The following is a 15,832-nucleotide window of genomic DNA, read 5'->3' on the forward strand; positions in this document are numbered from 1 at the left end:
ATGGGAATTATAACTGATATCATGTCCGTTCTCAAGAACAGGCCGGAAAAGCCTCTTCCACAAATAATTAGTTTTCTTGTGGGGTAGGCCCCTGAGCCCACTCGCTTCAACTCAAGAGGCGAATTTCGCAATGCAAGATGTTTGCAAAACTACTAAAACTTGATTCTCAAAAACCGCACAACTCGTCATTGCTTGAGTTAAAACAGGAACTTTCCCTTGTTTGAGAGCAAGTATAGCTTCCGGTGTAGAATCAAAGTCTTCGATCCAGCCGTAATCCTCTACATACTTAAGAGTTAAGGCATTGCGATCGAGCATCCAAAAATCAATTCCATAATTGTTAATGAACTTTCGCAAAACAGTTGGATCGCCCGTATATTGAGCGCGAATCAAATCGTTAATTCGCCGTAAAAATCTGCTGTAGTAGCCTTTCTGATAAGGCACTGCATATTCCTTTCCCACCAAAACCGAACGCTGACTAAAAGTTGGCAAATTGTCCGCCTCTGGGGCGATGGAAGCAATGAGGATATCTTTTGGTTGTTGCTGAAAAAACTTGTACAAAGTGGGCATTTTACCTTCTACATACCCGACTGTGGGAAATTTTTCCACTAAGCATGGATAAAGCACAACTGCGAGCGCAATTGTCGCTGTGGTAATTAGTGCAACTAGATTTTTTGGCGTTGCTGAATCAGGAAATTTTGTTTCGGTTGTTGATGCCCAGTTACCGACACCATCGATAATTAACGTTAGGGCGATCGCACTTGCGATCGCAACAACAAAGCGCAAGCTATACGCAGTATAGCGTCCAGGCTGATAAAGCTTAAAAATGGTAGCGTGAGCGGCCAAAAACATCGCCAAGGATGCTAAAAATAGCTGAAGCAACAGCCAAATTTTGCTATTAATCCGATTTGCCAAAGGAAAGCTAGAGCGAAATAGCAACAGCAGCGGCAAAAACAGCCCCACACAGTGAGTTACAGGCGTAAACAGCGACTTGGGAAACATCCCGCTACCCCTACCAGTCAGCCAAAAATCCTTGGGATTTGGACGAAAAAAAGCATTTCTGCCGTCGGCTGCAAATACGCCCATTTGCTTGGCTTCTGCTGCGGTATAAGTCGGGCCAAATTCCGATTTATCTAAGGCATAGGGCAGCATTACTAAAAAGATTACTCCCAAACCGGTAGTGCAAAATAGGTAGTTTGTGCGATCGCCCGACAAGCGCAAACGGCCATTTTCCCAGCTTAGCAGGCGCAAAACTAAAATTCCGGCAGCAACCAAGGCGTAGGGAGGGTAGAATAATCCAATTAGGGCGATCGCCCCCAAACAGGGCAGCAACGAACTCCGCGACAAATAATATAAAAAACCGAGAAATATCGGATAGATAAAAGCTCTGGGCGTTGTGGAAGCCAAATCATCCGTCATCCACATATGCTGATTTAGTAGCAAAGATGCGATAAATCCAGTCATCGGCACTGGCAGCATTTCCAAGCAAAGCCCAAAACAGTAATAGGTGGAGATTAAGCCGAGAAATAGCGGCAATATTTTGTGAAAAAATAGCGGGTGAATGCCGATGGTTGCAGCTAATTTGTAAAGGGTGCTGTATCCGGCGGGGGCGATTGATTGAAAATAGTTAGCAATGAAATCCTTGGGGAATAATTTCGCATCGACAAACCGCATCATCCAGAAAACGTGCTGTCTCGCATCGTCTTGCACCACATACTCGGCGCTGAAGGCTTGAGCAATTCCTAAAACACCATAAACTGCGGCAAATGTCAAGCTCAGCATCAACCAGAATATTGTGCGCGATCGGGATTTTTCATCCACAGTCGCCGTCAGAAATTTGTGCAAGCGGGCAATTAATACCATTTGAGATTTGAGATTGGGAAAGACTGATTTTCAAAAGTACAATTATATCATGCCATGTAAATTACCTAATAAAAAGTGTTGGTAGTGAGGACTTCAGTCCTGCTTTCTGAGGACTAAAGTCCTCACTACAAACCGTTTTTAAGGCGAATTCGATAAAGACTTTTACTTCCGGTAATGTAAAGCGTTTTATAATCTCTATCTCCCCAGACTAAATTAGTCGCCGTCTCGGGTACATAAATTTTGCCTAACAGTTCGCCTGTTGGGATAAAATCCACACTCCCCCAGGCCCGGTGCTGTAAATATTCCCTTCTAAATCAACTTTTAAACCCTCGAAAACTCCGCTTTGACTGACATCTTTGAGCTCAGCAAAAACTCGCTGATTTGTAACCTTTCCCTCTGGTTTGACATCAAAAATAGCAATGTATTGCGCTTCCGAATTGTTGACATAATTTTTTGCTCGTCTGGTAAAAAGGGGAAGGAGTGAAGTCCTCACTACGAACCTGGTTTGGGAAGGACTGAAGTCCTCACTACGAACCTGGTTTGATCGTTCGGACTTCAGTCCTTTCAAATGTTAAGCTGGACATTACAGAAAAAGAACTGCAATACCGATCGCGATCGCACCAATCCCCATCACAAAAGACCAAAAGCGGTGATAGCTGCTAACCGTCGTACCGCTATCGCTTTCAAGCTGAATCAAATCCATCCAAGGCGCCACACCCCGGCGGAACCAACCCAAAGCGCTAACATCCATACCAATCAAACTTTCAACCCGTTTCATCCCAAACAGAAAATTACCAATCGGCCCAAAACGAGAAGCATAATGTAGATACATCATTCCCGTTCTGTCTTGCAATTTCAAATCGGAACCAAAGGCATAACCCGCATCACCGCGACCAATTAATTCGCCTTGTAGTTTCGCAGGTTGACCGCGTAAAGGACTCGCATAAGGGTCAGACATTAAAGTTAAAACATCCAACTCTTCTGCTTGTGCGTAATTCGGGAACATCACCAAAGCTTTGATTAAAATTCCCACGCCCAAACCGATTAAAGCACAAGCAACCATCATCATCGGCTTCCCAGCCGAGAGGGAAATGCCGATCGCAAAACCCACCGCCAAACCCAGAGTTTCCGCACTGTACAGCAGCAAATCGAAAAAGAAATTTCCGTACAATTTCCGCTTGCTCAAAAGGTGACCCTCGCCCACAATCCGACCCATGTCAAACTCAATATCCAAGCCTAATTGTTCTGCGTAGGTGCTCAAAGCGCGAACTCGCTTACCAGTCAGCGGGTGAGTCGAATTCAACTCCATCCACCAACCCCACGGATTAAACATATCCCACAGAAAAACTCGTCCAATTTTTTCCGGTTCCGACGCAATCCTGTAAGCAGTACCGCTAGATGCCGCAGCTTTTGCATCATAAATGCCTAAAGCACGAGTTCCTTCTAACAAGCGACTGGGTTCCGTTGCTCTTTCTCCTTCTTCCAAAATACCGTAAGCAATCTTTACCAAAGCACGCGATAAAGCATTGGGGTTTCCGGTAGTTTCGGCGGCAAAATGGTCGGCAAAATATTCTCGCGTCCGCGACAAGTACAGCAACAAATAAGTGCCTGCGATGTAAAATACATAAGCAACAGCAGCGACAGTTCCGGCCGCATCTTTAGCTTTTTCGCCACCGCTTCGACCGAGGCTTTGAGCTGTAGTGTAAATTAAATAAGTAATCTGCACTAAAGTTGAAGCTAAAGTCATGACTGCAAAGTCCCAATGGACGATGTGACCGAGTTCGTGGGCGTAAACAGTGGCAATTTCATCGTCGTCTAAATAGGTGAAAAGACCTTGACTGACGACTAAGCGAGCGCTGTTAGGAAAAGAACCGTAGGTAAAAGCAGTAGGGTTTTGGTCGTCGATAATTCCTAAACGCGGCTGCTTGAGCTTTTTCTGTTGGCAAACTTTCTGAATAACTTTCGCTGTTTCCGGACTCAGGCTGTCAATTTCTGCTAGGGAAACCCAGCGAGTATTGTAGAGCCAATTTTGGGTTAAGTCCATCAAGTAAGGCGATAGGAAAAAAGCTGCGATGTTAAAAATTAGAGTGATCGGAAGTGCGATCGCCAATCCGACGACAGGATCGGGACTGTTGATAATGAAAACTGTGGCCAAGGACAACACGAACACCATACCAAACAGCATGATGATAGTGGCGCCGGAAGCTAAAACCAGGTTTCCGCCAGTTTTCTGGATCAGTTTAATCCCGGCTTTGGGCGATCGCCCTGCCTTGCGTAAAGGAGCTTGAGATGACATAATATTCTCCTAAGGTGATTGACAAAAGGTAATTACCGTGGGAATTTATCTATACTTCACTGTTTTAACCTGTCACTACGGAGCGGGGTAAGGGATCTCAACAAAAATATATAATTTCCTGTAAATTGTTAAGATGGAAAACAGCCCGCCCAATTTATTTCCCAAAATCCAATTCCCATTTGAAAACTCAACAATCAAAACTATTTATAGCGGTTCTCAGAAAGATGAGGTACGTTGTTGGGCTTCAGCCCTCTTGGTTTAATTGGTTATATAAGATGTCAGTTATACCTCATCTTTTTGAGAAAGGCTATATTTCAAAGTTACAAAAAAGAATTGGTTTCAAGCCGGAACCCTTGTAGGGAGAAATTAAAATCAGACAATTCATTACTCCAATAGTCTTCATTCCAGGTAGAGGTCGCCCTCAACTATCAACTGTCAATTAAGAGGGCGTGCACGGGGGCACCGCCCCTACAGTCAACCGTCAACTGTCAACTGTCAACTGTCAACTGTCAACTGAATAAACGCCATGTCGATTATTGAAATTGCCCAAAAAACACGCCAAGCTGCTAGGAAATTAGCAGTTTTGTCCGCCCATGCCAAAAATCAAGCCATTGAAGCGATTGCTAAAGCTTTAGAAGCTTCTGCACCCGACATTTTGGCGGCGAATGCTGCCGATCGCGCGGCTGCCCAGGCGGATGGCATTGCCAAACCGCTGTACGATCGCCTGAAGTTAGACGAAAGTAAGTTGAAAAGTGCGATCGCGGGCGTGCGAGACGTTGCCAAACTCCCAGAGGCGATCGGTGCCGTGCAAATCCACCGCGAATTAGACACAGGATTAATTCTGAAGCGCGTTACCTGTCCTTTAGGCGTTTTAGGGATTATTTTTGAAGCACGTCCAGAAGCCTTAATTCAGATAGTATCATTAGCAATCAAATCCGGCAACGGCGTCATTCTCAAAGGCGGCAAAGAAGCCGTCCGTTCCTGCGAAATCTTGACAAAAGTCATCCATCAAGCATTAGCAGAAACAGCCGTCAATCCCGCAGCAGTGCAGTTACTCACCACCCGGGAAGAAACAATCGAACTGCTAAAAATGGATGAATACGTAGATTTAATTATTCCCAGAGGTTCTAATTCATTCGTGCGCTTCGTACAAGAAAATACCCGGATTCCCGTCTTGGGACACGCCGACGGAATCTGTCATTTGTACGCAGACAAAGCAGCGGACATTCAGAAAGCAGTAGAGATTTCTGTGGATGCCAAAACTCAGTATCCCGCCGCCTGCAATGCCATTGAAACCTTGTTAGTCCACAGGGATATTGCCCCTATTTTCCTACCCGCTGTCGCCCAAGCATTGCAGCAGAAAAAAGTCGAACTGCGGGGAGACGAAGCAACTCGCACCATCTTGGATATTGCCGAAGCAAATGAAGCAGATTGGTCTACAGAATACAGCGATTTAATTTTATCAATCAAAATCGTAGACTCTGTAGAAGAGGCAATTAACCACATCAATACCTACGGTTCCAGACACACAGATGCGATTGTCACCGAAGATAGCGAAGCCGCCGAGACATTTTTAAATCAAGTCGATGCGGCCGGAGTTTATCACAATTGTTCGACTCGATTTGCTGACGGTTTCCGCTACGGTTTCGGCGCAGAAGTGGGGATTAGCACGCAGCAAATGCCGCCTCGCGGGCCCGTTGGTTTAGAAGGGTTGGTAACGTATAAATATCGAGTAGTGGGAGATGGCCACATTGCGGCTAGTTATGTGGGGAAAGATGCTCGCGAATTTACTCATCGGGACTTGTGATCTAAGATTTACGGAACAGCCATAATTAGTAGGGTGCGTCAGATCGGAAACCCTAAATGATCACCCTAGAACCGCGTCTGACGCACCCTACAACTTCGAGCGTTGTTTTTTTATCAGGTGAGAAGGATAATGATAGTAAATGGTATAAAATTCCTAGATGAGGATGCTGAATTTTTCCCAAATGGCTCCGTTCATGATGCTATACTTGCCAGCGATGCCGTAATTCAATGTGTTCCCTGTTTGGGCGATCGCAGTGCAGTCTTTTTTCCCTCCGGACGCCTTAAACTCTGTTGGCTATCCCAAACAACTGTTTTGGATGGTATTCCTTGTCTTGGTGACCGTATAGTCTACTTGCACGAAAACGGTCGGTTGCTGAATGCTTCGCTAGCTTCAGAGGTTGAAATAGATGGAGTTTTGTACCCGTCAGATAGCCGCCTGACTTTTGATCAAACTGGCAAATTGTTGGAGTATTCCCATGAAATAGACGCAGATCGAATAATCGAGGAATTTCCTTGCAGTTTGCAATTTGTTGTGTGGCGGTATGCCGGGGGTAAACCTAGTGTAATCGTGCTGTCTACTCAGCATACCATCAACGGACAAGGATATCCGCGCGGTGCCGAAGTATATTTAAGCGAAGACGGAGAAGTCATCGACTGGTATTTAATAGATCTGGATTCGGGGAATCGTTACAAGCAGCGATCGTATGGTGTATTTGAATTAGAGTGGGAATAAAAAAACGCGATGTATAAAGATTTATAACAAACTGACGCACCCTACAACTTACTTGCGATCTAAGATTTACGAAACAGGCATAATTAGTAGGGTGCGTCAGATTCAAGACCCTGAATAATCACCCTATACCCGCGTCTGACGCCCCCTACAACTTCGATCGCTCTTGTCTACCATTTTACCCTATGCACTTTTTCTTTTTCCATGAAGGCGGAGGGCGATCGAAATCTAATTTTACCTAAATTTCTAAATAGAAAGCTGTTAGAATTTTGGACAATTAACCCTCATGAAATTTAGCAAATCTCGCAAGCGCATACAATCTGTTCGTCTGAAAAATGCTGTACTTGGAGCAATCGAAAAAAAACACCCAAATTACGATCGAACAATGGCTGAAGTTGTGCAAGAAGCTTTAGCTAAATCAATATCTCGCCCTGCAATGACACCGAATGAGTTTTGTGAGTGGCTAAACAGTGTTTCGGATTAACCCATCTTGCCTCCATTCCAACCAAAATTAGCTACAATTAAGCGATACTGCGCCACCCAACTCGAACACTTTTCAGTTGTCTATGTCCAACCCTTCCCCCCTAGCCCCAGGTTCCACCCTCGAAAAACGCTACCGCATCATCCGCGAATTGGGCCGCGGCGGCTTCGGGCGCACTTACCTCGCCGAAGATATCAACCGCTACAACGAACAATGCGTGCTCAAAGAGTTCTCTCCGGTTGTTCAAAGCCCCAAAGCAGCCGAATTGTTCGATCGCGAAGCGAGTATGCTTTACAACCTCCAACACCCGCAAATCCCCCGCTTTCGAGAACTCCTCCGCACCGATTTGGGCGGCAATCTATCTTTATTTTTAGTTCAAGACTACATCCCCGGTCAAACCTACGAAGAAATACTTATATCCCGCCAGCAGCAAGGTAAAAATTTTACCGAGGCGGAAGTTACTCAACTCCTATTTCAGCTTTTACCAGTTTTAGAATACATCCATTCCCGCAATTTAATTCACCGCGATGTTTCCCCCGACAACATCATTCAGCACAGTGTTGACAAACTGCCCTTTTTAATTGACTTCGGTTCTGTCAAGCAAATCGCAGCAACAGCCGTATTTCAGTTTAGGGGACAAGCTGCAACGGCGATCGGCAAACAGGGATATTCGCCCCCAGAACAAATGCGACACGGAAAAGTTTCGGCGGCTAGCGATTTGTACGCTTTAGCTGTCACGGCTTTGGTACTGCTAAGCGGCAAAAAGCCTCAAAAATTCTACGATATCCATAACAGAACTTGGGATTGGCGATCGCACGTCACCGTCAGTCCAAACCTGGGAACCGTGTTAGATAAGATGCTAGCAGAACCACCGGGCGATCGCTACCAATCCGCAAAAGAAGTCCGCGAAGCCCTCAAAGATCCAAAATTATCCCAAATTGGCAACATCATCTCCCAAATGGTAACGATGAACTTTGTCGGGCGCCCCTTCAAAAACATTACTAAAACTGCTACCAACAATCAGACTCCAGTCAACCAAAACCCTCAAATTGTTAAAACTACCAATATTTTAAAATTAATTCCTTGGAAAACTGTTGCTAGTTTAAGCGTGGTTTTATTGCCGGGAGTGTTAGCTTTTGGTGCCGTCAAATCTGGTTTTACTCTACCCAAACTGCCTGAATTACCCAAGTTTCCGGAACTTCCACAATTTCCCACAAATACGTCTTTAGATGCAGAAATAGCTAGGCAAGAAAAAATTGGAAAGCGTCGCAAAAATCTCAACATTGACCCAGATATATTCTATCAAAAAGTAGATGAATTATTTTACAATAAATATCCCGAATTACAAGGTCGTACATTGACAGACAAGCCAGAAGATGCAGAAATTAGGCAGAAATGGTGTGAAGTTGCTGAGGATTTTCTGGATAATTTGGAGAAGGGAGGGCAGTTGTAAAATTTAAGATAGAATAAGAGTTATTTAACCACAGAGGGCGCAGAGGGCGCAGAGGGGAGAAAGAAAGAGATACAAGAGAAGGAGAACGGGTGCATCTCATTTTTGCAAATATCTTCGCCCTTTCCAAATTGAAATGCACCCAGGATAACTTTATCTGGTTTAATACAATTTGGTATAGGCAACTTACTTTTAGTTTATTTCACAATGGATTGTATTCAACTTACAGGAATTCGCTGCTACGGCTACACGGGCTATCTACCGGAAGAGCAAGTTTTGGGACAGCGGTTTGAGGTGGATGTCACTCTCTGGCTAGATTTGTCGAAGGCTGGAAAAAGTGATGATATTGAACATACTCTGGATTACCGCAGTGCCATTACTCTGATTCAAGAGTTAGTCAAAAACTCCAAGTTTTTATTGATCGAACGGTTAGCAGATGCGATCGCCCAAGCGCTTTTAAAACTTCCTTTAGTTGAAAAAGTTAAAGTACAGCTTTCAAAACCGGCCGCTCCCATCCCCGACTTCGGCGGCAAAATCACTCTAGAAATAGTTAGAAGTCATTAGTGATTAGTGATTAGTCATATCATGTCCGGTCAATTACCATAACAAAAACAGTTGGTAGTGCTGACTTAAGTCCGCTCCATTTTGCCGACTTAAATCCGCACGCGCGATCGAATCTAATTGCAGTTGGTAGTGCGGACTTAAGTCCGCTCCATTTTGCCGACTTAAATCCGCACGCGCGATCGAATCTAATTGCAGTTGGCAGTGCGGACACGATATCATTGATTATTAGTTATTGGTTATTAGTATAGCCTTTCTCAAAAAGATGAGGTATGACTGACAGCTTATATAACCAGTTCAACGTATAGGGCCCAAGCCCAACAACATCCGCGAATCTTTCTGATAACCGCTATATATCTTCTCAAATAACCAATAATCCGACTATTTTCAGCATTCATCGCCCTTTAATTGGAGTATTTATTTTGGCATCGATTCCAGTGTAATTGTGCTACAGTATCTTGTGGATTATGCTGCAAGCATTTTTCAAAACATCGGGAAGCAGCTTCCCATTCTTCTGTTGTGTAAAATACTAACCCTTGCTCAAACTCGGTTTTAGTAGCGAGTTTGTACTCTTGAATTTCCGGCGGTTCGGCATCGAAGACTTCAAAGACGGATACCACTTTAGATTTGCCTTTAACTTGTACAAGATCGACTAAACGAATGCAATATTGATTAGCATCTTTTAACCCTAAAAATGTGCAATCGCTAATCAACAACGGCACGCCATACAGCTTAGTTAAAGTTTCTAGTCGGGAGGCTATATTGACAGCATCGCCGATTGTTGTCCCGTCCATACGAAATTTTCCGCCTACAGTTCCAAGCATTAACATTCCTGTATTGATGCCGATACCAATTTTAATGTGAGGGCGATCGCGTGCTTGTCTGGTTAGATTGTATTCGGCAAGTTTTTTGAGCATAGAAATTCCCGCCTTGACGGCAGAATCCGCATGATAAACACTACCAAATAATGCCATAAGCGCATCGCCAATATATTTGTCAATTAACCCATTATTCTCAATAACAGCGGGTTCCATTATAGAAAAATAGCTATTAATAAATTTAAAAATATCTTCTAAAGGCATGGTTTCTGAAATACTTGTAAACGATCGAATATCAGAAAACATAACTGACATCTCTTTTTTCACAGAATCACCAAGTTCAATATCGACAAGATTTTTTTTATTCAACAATTTAAGAAACTCATCCGGTACGAAGCGAGAACAAGCTGTGTTTAAAGCAATTAAATTTTGGTTTATTTTAATTAATTCTATATTTTGTTTAACTATATTTTTTGCTTGTATATAACTTTTTGTAGCTTCTGTTATCGTCAAAAATAAATCTTCAGCTTGCCAGGGCTTAGCTATATATCGATAGAGTTTTGCCGTATTAATGGCATTGGTGACTCCCTCGATACTCGCTTGCCCCGTCAGCATGATTGTAATTGTTGAAGGAGACTTATTGTGAATTTCTTTTAAGACTTCATCTCCTTTCATTATGGGCATCATGTAGTCGGCAATTACGACAGCAATTTCATGACCATCTTCTAATAAATCATCGACAATTTGCAGCGCTTCATACCCGTCATGCGCTGTTTCTATTTCATATTGATTTTCTAGGGTTTCTGATAGTTCTTTTCTGAGGCTATCAAGAATCATTTGTTCATCATCGACACACAGAATGACTGGTTTTTTCATATTGCTCTAAAGTGGGATTAATTTATAATTTTTCAATTCCCGACTTGATGGAGTTAATCAGTTCTTGCTTTGTCCAAGGTTTGGGGATAAAATGATGAAGGTCTGCTTCTTTTTGGGCTCGTTCGATCGCTGCATCATCTGCCTGTCCAGTTAATAAAATTTTCACCGTTCCTGGAAACCTTTTCTGCACTTGAACGAGTAATTCATCGCCTTTCATTCCCGGCATTAACCAATCAGAAACAATAATTACGACTTGAGTTCCTTCTTCATAAAGTTCATCTAGAACTTCTAGTGCTTCTTCTGCATTTTCGGCAGTTTCATATACATATTGGTCATCAAATTCTTCTTGAATTTGTCGCAGTACGCTGTTTAAAATAACAACTTCATCATCAACACACAAAATTGCAAGCTTAGGCATAATTATTTCTCCTGAAATTACAAACAATTTAACATCAAACTACTCTAGATACCTGCTGGTAATGTCACAATAAAAGTAGTTTTACCAGGCAGCGATATAAAATGAATTGTCCCTCCATGTTTTTCAATAATTTTTTTCACGATGTCCAGCCCTAAACCGCTGCCCTCCCCTGGAGGTTTAGTGGTAAAAAATGGCTGAAAGATTTTATCTTGAATCTCTTCTGGTATACCACTGCCGCTATCAGTAATACTGACTTCGACGTTACCATTCGAGCGAGCGGCATCAACTCTGAGTATTCCCCGATAGTTCATCGCTTGCAAAGCATTGTGAATTAAGTTTGTCCACACTTGATTGAGTTCATCGAAATAGCATTCGATCTGGGGCAAATCTTCATAATTTTTGATTAACTCTACTCCATGTTTGATTTGATTTTGATAAAGCGTCAGAACCGCTTCTAATCCTTCGATAATATTGACTTTAATTTTTTGCTCGTTGAGATTTTGTCTGGCATAGGTTTTGAGTGCAAATACAACTTTTGCAGCCCTTTCAGAGGCAGTATTGATATCTCGAGTGCTTTCTTGCAATCGCACAAAAGAGCGGACTGTTTTGAGAAATATTTCGCTGCTGGGCTCTTGAAATAAATTGAACAGAGGCTCTATGTTTTCGTAAATTTTAAGATCGAGAAGCAGATTGGCAAGAGTATCGGCATTACTGAGATTTTGGGTTTCTAGTTGGGCGACGATTGCTTTTCTGAGTTGTCGTCTTTCCCTTCCAGAAATCAATGCAGGATTTACCATCGAGCGCGCTAATAATTCCTTAAATTGTAATTCTTTTTCGGGTGTCAACTGTCGAAACCATGTCGGTAATGCAGCCAAATTTTCCGAGAAGTAATCGCCAATATATTTAACAGAGGATTGAATCGCACCCAAAGGTGTATTGATTTCGTGGGCAACTCCCGCAATCAGTTGACCTAATGCTGCCATTTTTTCAGAATGAATCAATTCCTGCTGAGCTGATTCTAGCTGTTTTAAAGTATTGGCAAGTTCTTCGTTTTTTTGCTGTAGCTGTTGCGTTCTTTCGGAAACTTGAGATTCTAAATTACGATTGTAATTCTCTCTGAGTTTTTCGGCTTGTTTCCTTTCTGTAATATCGGAAAAAGTGGCAATCGCATAACAAATTTTTCCAGTTTCATCGCGAATTGGTGTCGAAGAAATCTCTAAAGGAATTATCCGTTTTTCTTGATGAATTTCTAGATCGTCAGTTCGCACTACTTCTCCTGACAAAGAACGCGCGATCGGCAAGTCTGGCGATCGGCACAAATCTTGGTACTCGCTTTGATACAAAGCATAAATATGGGGTAAATTTTCGATATTCGAGATTGTCCCTTCTGCGATTGCAAACAATTCCTTATATTTTTGATTGGCGTAGGTTAGTTGTCCCAGAGCGTTATGAACCGATACACCAATTGGCATAGCTTCTAAAAAATGTCTCAATCGCTGTTCATTTTCTATTAATCGTTTATTCTGTTCGGCTAGCTTTCTTTCCTGCACGTAACTTTTGATTGCTTCTTTTACTGTCAATTTTAAATCGACTTTGTGCCAAGGCTTGGAAATATATCGATAGAGTTTTGCGGAGTTAATCGCATTCACGATTCCTTCAACTGTTGCCTCGCCTGTCAACATAATTTTTAGAGTTTGTGGGAGTTTTTCGTGAACGTATCGCAGGACTTCATCTCCTTTGATATCTGGCATGATATAGTCAGATATCACCAGCGCAATTTCACTACCATCTTTGATTAACTCATCCACCAATTCTAATGCTTCCACACCTCCCAGTGCTGTTTCGATTTCGCATTCATTCTCTAAAGATTCTGATATTTCTCGGATGAGGCTATCCAGAACAAATTGCTCGTCATCAATACAAATCACAATAAGTTTACTCATTTTTTTTAACGCTCTATTGGTAGGATAACTGTAAATGTGGTTTGACCTGGACGAGATTGAAAAGTAATCTGTCCCCGATGTTTTTCAACGATTTTGCGAACGATATCCAGTCCCAATCCACTTCCTTCGCCTGGGGGTTTAGTGGTAAAGAAAGGTTGGAATATTTTTGAGTGGATTTCTGGGGGAATCCCGGTGCCACTGTCGGCAATGCTAATTTGGATATTTTCGTCATTGTGAATTGCGTTAACGGTGAGAAATCCTTTGTTATTCATCGCTTGTAGGGCGTTATGAATCAAATTCGTCCACACTTGGTTAAGTTCGTCAAAATAACACTGAATGGGTGGGATATGTTCGTAGTTTTTAGTTAATTCTATACCCTGTCTGATCTGACTTTGATAGAGGGTCAAAACTGCATCTATGCCGTCGAGGATGTTGGCTTCGATTGTTTCACCGCTAGAGTCGTGTCGGGCGTAGGTTTTGAGGGCAAACACGGCTTTGGCGGCACGATCGCTGGCGATGTTAATATCTCGGGTGCTGGCCTGCAAGCGTACAAAGGCCCGTACAGTTTTGAGGAATTCGTCGCTGTCGCTTTGTCGTAGAAGCGAGAATAAAGGTTCGAGGCGATCGTGAACTCCTAAGTCGAGGAGGATATTGGCTAATCCTTCTGATTTCTCAATGTTTTGGGCGGCGAGTTGGCTAGTAATTGTTTTTCTGAGTTGTCGGCGTTCGCGACCGGATACGATCGTGGTGTTGGCAATGGATCGTTGCAACAATTCCAAAAATTGTGTTTCTCGTTCTGGGGTAAGTTCGCGAAATAATGTGGGAAATTGGCTGAGGTTTTCGTTGAGAAAGTCGGTAATATAACTCACAGAAGAGCGAATTGCTCCTAACGGCGTGTTAATTTCGTGAGCAACTCCTGCTACGAGTTGACCTAATGCTGCCATTTTTTCCGATTGCACTAATTCATCTTGAGTCAGTTGGAGTTCGGTTAAGGTTTGGGATAGTTTGGCTGTGCGTTCGGCAACTTGTTCCTCTAATGTTCGATTGTAATCTTCGCGCAATTTTTCAGCTTGTTTGCGTTCGGTGATATCCTGGAAAGCTGCGATCGCATAACTTAGGTTTCCATCGGCATCGTAAATCGGCGTTCCTGCGCTTTCAATGGGAATAATTTTGTCTGGATGATGAATTTCCATATCCTCGCCACGCACGCTTTTTCCTTGCAACGCATTTAACAGGGGATCTGATTCTTGAGGATAAATGCGATCGCTACCAGCTTGGTAAATTTTGTATTGAATCTGAATTTGTTCGGCAACGGATGCTACCACACCTTGACCGAGAAGATGCTGTCCAGTTTGATTGGTGTAGTACGGATTTCCGTGACTGTCGGTGACAAAAACACCAATGGGCATGGCATCGAGGAATTGCGATAGGCGGCCTTCGCTTTCAGATAATGCTGAATTTAAGGCTTTCATCTCGGCATTCTTCTGTTTGAGTGTTTCTTCATTTTGGCGCAATGCGGCGGTGGCGCGATCGATCGCCAATTGCAACCGTGCCGGTTCGCTAGCTAAAATGAAGACAGCGATGCTTCCCACAAGTGCGATCGCCATACCTCCTCCCCTCAACCAAATAGTAACTGGTGAATGGTCATCCCATCCAGTTTTAGGAACGGCTGCTAACTGCCAAGAACCGTTCGGTAACGTGACGGAAAGAAAAACGGGTTTTTCCTGAAAAATTGCCCCATTCCCGAAAAAAACCTCACCTTTTTCCCCCAATCCATCTTTGCCACGCAGTACATATTTTAAGTTAGAGGATTCTTGTAACAATCCGGCTTCTTCATAGATAGTTTCGGGATTGACCAAAATACTCGCGAGTCCCCAATATTCAGATTTTCCCTCTATTGATTTGACAAAAATAGGCGATCGGTTAATAAATGCAATACCGCCTTGTACGAGTTTAACCGGGCCGGCAACAACCGATTTTTTGGAGGCAATAGTTCGATCGACAGCTTCTTTTTGGGTCGGCGTTGCTGCTAAGTTCAACCCAAAAGCTTTTTCGTTGCCTTCAACGGGATAAATATGACTGATCGCCGATTTTTTGGCTAGGTTCATACTCCGAATCCCTCGATACCTCTCCAACAGAGGAGAACCAATAGCTGTAAATTCATCTTGGGTGAGTTCGGGACGGGTTGAAGCATGAATGACTAAAGCTTCTACGAGAAGAAGTCTGGTGTTAATTGCCGCTTCCAAACGGGCTCGCACGGTACTCAGTTGATTGAGAGTATCTGCCTGTTGTTGTTCCTGAAATCGTTGAGTTTCGGAGCGATCGAGAATCATGGTAGCCGCCAGAATTGATAAGGCTGCGCTCGCAGCAGTTACAAAGGCTTTACCAGTATGTTTTTGAATTTTTCTCATACTAGATTGTCCGATAGGACTCAATATAAGTTAAAAAAATGGTACGATAGCCCCAATGAATTCGGTAGGTTACAATCGGGAATTGCTAATTTTTAAGATACCCGAACTTAAGTAACACAAAAACTCCTTACAAGTAGCAAAGTTTCCAAAATTCAGCTCGCTAGTGCACCCTTTCCCGATCG

At 43.1% G+C, this 15,832-nt stretch carries 12 protein-coding genes; 5 read left to right on the top strand and 7 right to left on the bottom strand.

All coding sequences use genetic code 11. From position 1 onward, the window contains the following. Window positions 1-111 precede the first annotated feature (111 nt). The 3 genes from QZW82_RS15485 to QZW82_RS15495 form a co-directional block, all read right to left on the bottom strand. A complete protein-coding gene (locus QZW82_RS15485; protein ID WP_293149594.1) occupies window positions 112-1,860 on the bottom strand; it encodes a hypothetical protein in 1,749 nt (582 codons plus the stop codon). Between the two features lie 244 nt (window positions 1,861-2,104). Then, window positions 2,105-2,353, bottom strand: a complete 249-nt coding sequence (locus QZW82_RS15490; RefSeq protein WP_293149596.1) for an SMP-30/gluconolactonase/LRE family protein — start codon at window positions 2,351-2,353, stop codon at window positions 2,105-2,107. A 90-nt stretch (window positions 2,354-2,443) separates the two neighbouring features. After that, entirely contained in the window at window positions 2,444-4,156 is a 1,713-nt protein-coding gene (locus QZW82_RS15495; RefSeq protein ID WP_293149598.1) for a zinc metalloprotease HtpX, read from the bottom strand. A 526-nt stretch (window positions 4,157-4,682) separates the two neighbouring features. On the opposite strand from QZW82_RS15495, the gene QZW82_RS15500 reads away from it, so the two are divergent. From QZW82_RS15500 to folB, 5 genes are all read left to right on the top strand, one after another. Then, a complete protein-coding gene (locus tag QZW82_RS15500) occupies window positions 4,683-5,963 on the top strand; it encodes a glutamate-5-semialdehyde dehydrogenase (RefSeq protein ID WP_293149600.1) in 1,281 nt (426 codons plus the stop codon). A 129-nt stretch (window positions 5,964-6,092) separates the two neighbouring features. Beyond that, window positions 6,093-6,695: a hypothetical protein gene (locus QZW82_RS15505; RefSeq protein WP_293149602.1), complete on the top strand. Its 603-nt coding sequence runs from the start codon at window positions 6,093-6,095 to the stop codon at window positions 6,693-6,695. Window positions 6,696-6,978: 283 nt separating this feature from the next. Then, window positions 6,979-7,176 carry a hypothetical protein gene (locus QZW82_RS15510; RefSeq protein WP_293149604.1) on the top strand — a complete coding sequence of 66 codons (198 nt, stop codon included), beginning with the start codon at window positions 6,979-6,981 and terminating at the stop codon, window positions 7,174-7,176. Between the two features lie 82 nt (window positions 7,177-7,258). Then, the gene (locus QZW82_RS15515; RefSeq protein WP_293149606.1) at window positions 7,259-8,626 is read left to right on the top strand and encodes a serine/threonine-protein kinase; all 1,368 of its coding nucleotides are present in this window, start codon (window positions 7,259-7,261) and stop codon (window positions 8,624-8,626) included. A 204-nt stretch (window positions 8,627-8,830) separates the two neighbouring features. Beyond that, a complete protein-coding gene (gene folB, locus QZW82_RS15520; protein WP_293149608.1) occupies window positions 8,831-9,187 on the top strand; it encodes a dihydroneopterin aldolase in 357 nt (118 codons plus the stop codon). Between the two features lie 401 nt (window positions 9,188-9,588). Here folB and QZW82_RS15525 read toward each other — a convergent pair whose 3' ends face one another. Genes QZW82_RS15525 through QZW82_RS15540 form a run of 4 tightly spaced genes read right to left on the bottom strand, consistent with a single transcriptional unit; the run spans window position 9,589 to window position 15,650 of the window. Further along, the gene (locus QZW82_RS15525; RefSeq protein ID WP_293149609.1) at window positions 9,589-10,878 is read right to left on the bottom strand and encodes an adenylate/guanylate cyclase domain-containing protein; all 1,290 of its coding nucleotides are present in this window, start codon (window positions 10,876-10,878) and stop codon (window positions 9,589-9,591) included. Between the two features lie 22 nt (window positions 10,879-10,900). After that, window positions 10,901-11,296, bottom strand: a complete 396-nt coding sequence (locus QZW82_RS15530; RefSeq protein ID WP_293149611.1) for a response regulator — start codon at window positions 11,294-11,296, stop codon at window positions 10,901-10,903. A gap of 44 nt (window positions 11,297-11,340) precedes the next feature. Then, a complete protein-coding gene (locus QZW82_RS15535) occupies window positions 11,341-13,239 on the bottom strand; it encodes an ATP-binding protein (protein ID WP_293149613.1) in 1,899 nt (632 codons plus the stop codon). Window positions 13,240-13,244: 5 nt separating this feature from the next. Next, window positions 13,245-15,650 (bottom strand): ATP-binding protein, encoded by a 2,406-nt coding sequence (locus QZW82_RS15540; protein WP_293149615.1) that lies wholly within the window; start codon window positions 15,648-15,650, stop codon window positions 13,245-13,247. Window positions 15,651-15,832 lie beyond the last annotated feature (182 nt).

The organism is Microcoleus sp. bin48.metabat.b7b8b9.023 (genome assembly GCF_013299185.1).
In the GTDB taxonomy this organism is placed as follows: domain Bacteria; phylum Cyanobacteriota; class Cyanobacteriia; order Cyanobacteriales; family Microcoleaceae; genus Microcoleus.

What these genes read in the sequence shown, in the direction of transcription:
- QZW82_RS15485 (WP_293149594.1), bottom strand. Translation starts at nt 1,860, where the DNA reads ATGGTATTAATTGCCCGCTTGCACAAATTTCTGACGGCGACTGTGGAT.
- QZW82_RS15495 (WP_293149598.1), bottom strand. Translation starts at nt 4,156, where the DNA reads ATGTCATCTCAAGCTCCTTTACGCAAGGCAGGGCGATCGCCCAAAGCC.
- QZW82_RS15500 (WP_293149600.1), top strand. Translation starts at nt 4,683, where the DNA reads ATGTCGATTATTGAAATTGCCCAAAAAACACGCCAAGCTGCTAGGAAA.
- QZW82_RS15505 (WP_293149602.1), top strand. Translation starts at nt 6,093, where the DNA reads ATGATAGTAAATGGTATAAAATTCCTAGATGAGGATGCTGAATTTTTC.
- QZW82_RS15510 (WP_293149604.1), top strand. Translation starts at nt 6,979, where the DNA reads ATGAAATTTAGCAAATCTCGCAAGCGCATACAATCTGTTCGTCTGAAA.
- QZW82_RS15515 (WP_293149606.1), top strand. Translation starts at nt 7,259, where the DNA reads ATGTCCAACCCTTCCCCCCTAGCCCCAGGTTCCACCCTCGAAAAACGC.
- folB (WP_293149608.1), top strand. Translation starts at nt 8,831, where the DNA reads ATGGATTGTATTCAACTTACAGGAATTCGCTGCTACGGCTACACGGGC.
- QZW82_RS15525 (WP_293149609.1), bottom strand. Translation starts at nt 10,878, where the DNA reads ATGAAAAAACCAGTCATTCTGTGTGTCGATGATGAACAAATGATTCTT.
- QZW82_RS15530 (WP_293149611.1), bottom strand. Translation starts at nt 11,296, where the DNA reads ATGCCTAAGCTTGCAATTTTGTGTGTTGATGATGAAGTTGTTATTTTA.
- QZW82_RS15535 (WP_293149613.1), bottom strand. Translation starts at nt 13,239, where the DNA reads ATGAGTAAACTTATTGTGATTTGTATTGATGACGAGCAATTTGTTCTG.
- QZW82_RS15540 (WP_293149615.1), bottom strand. Translation starts at nt 15,650, where the DNA reads ATGAGAAAAATTCAAAAACATACTGGTAAAGCCTTTGTAACTGCTGCG.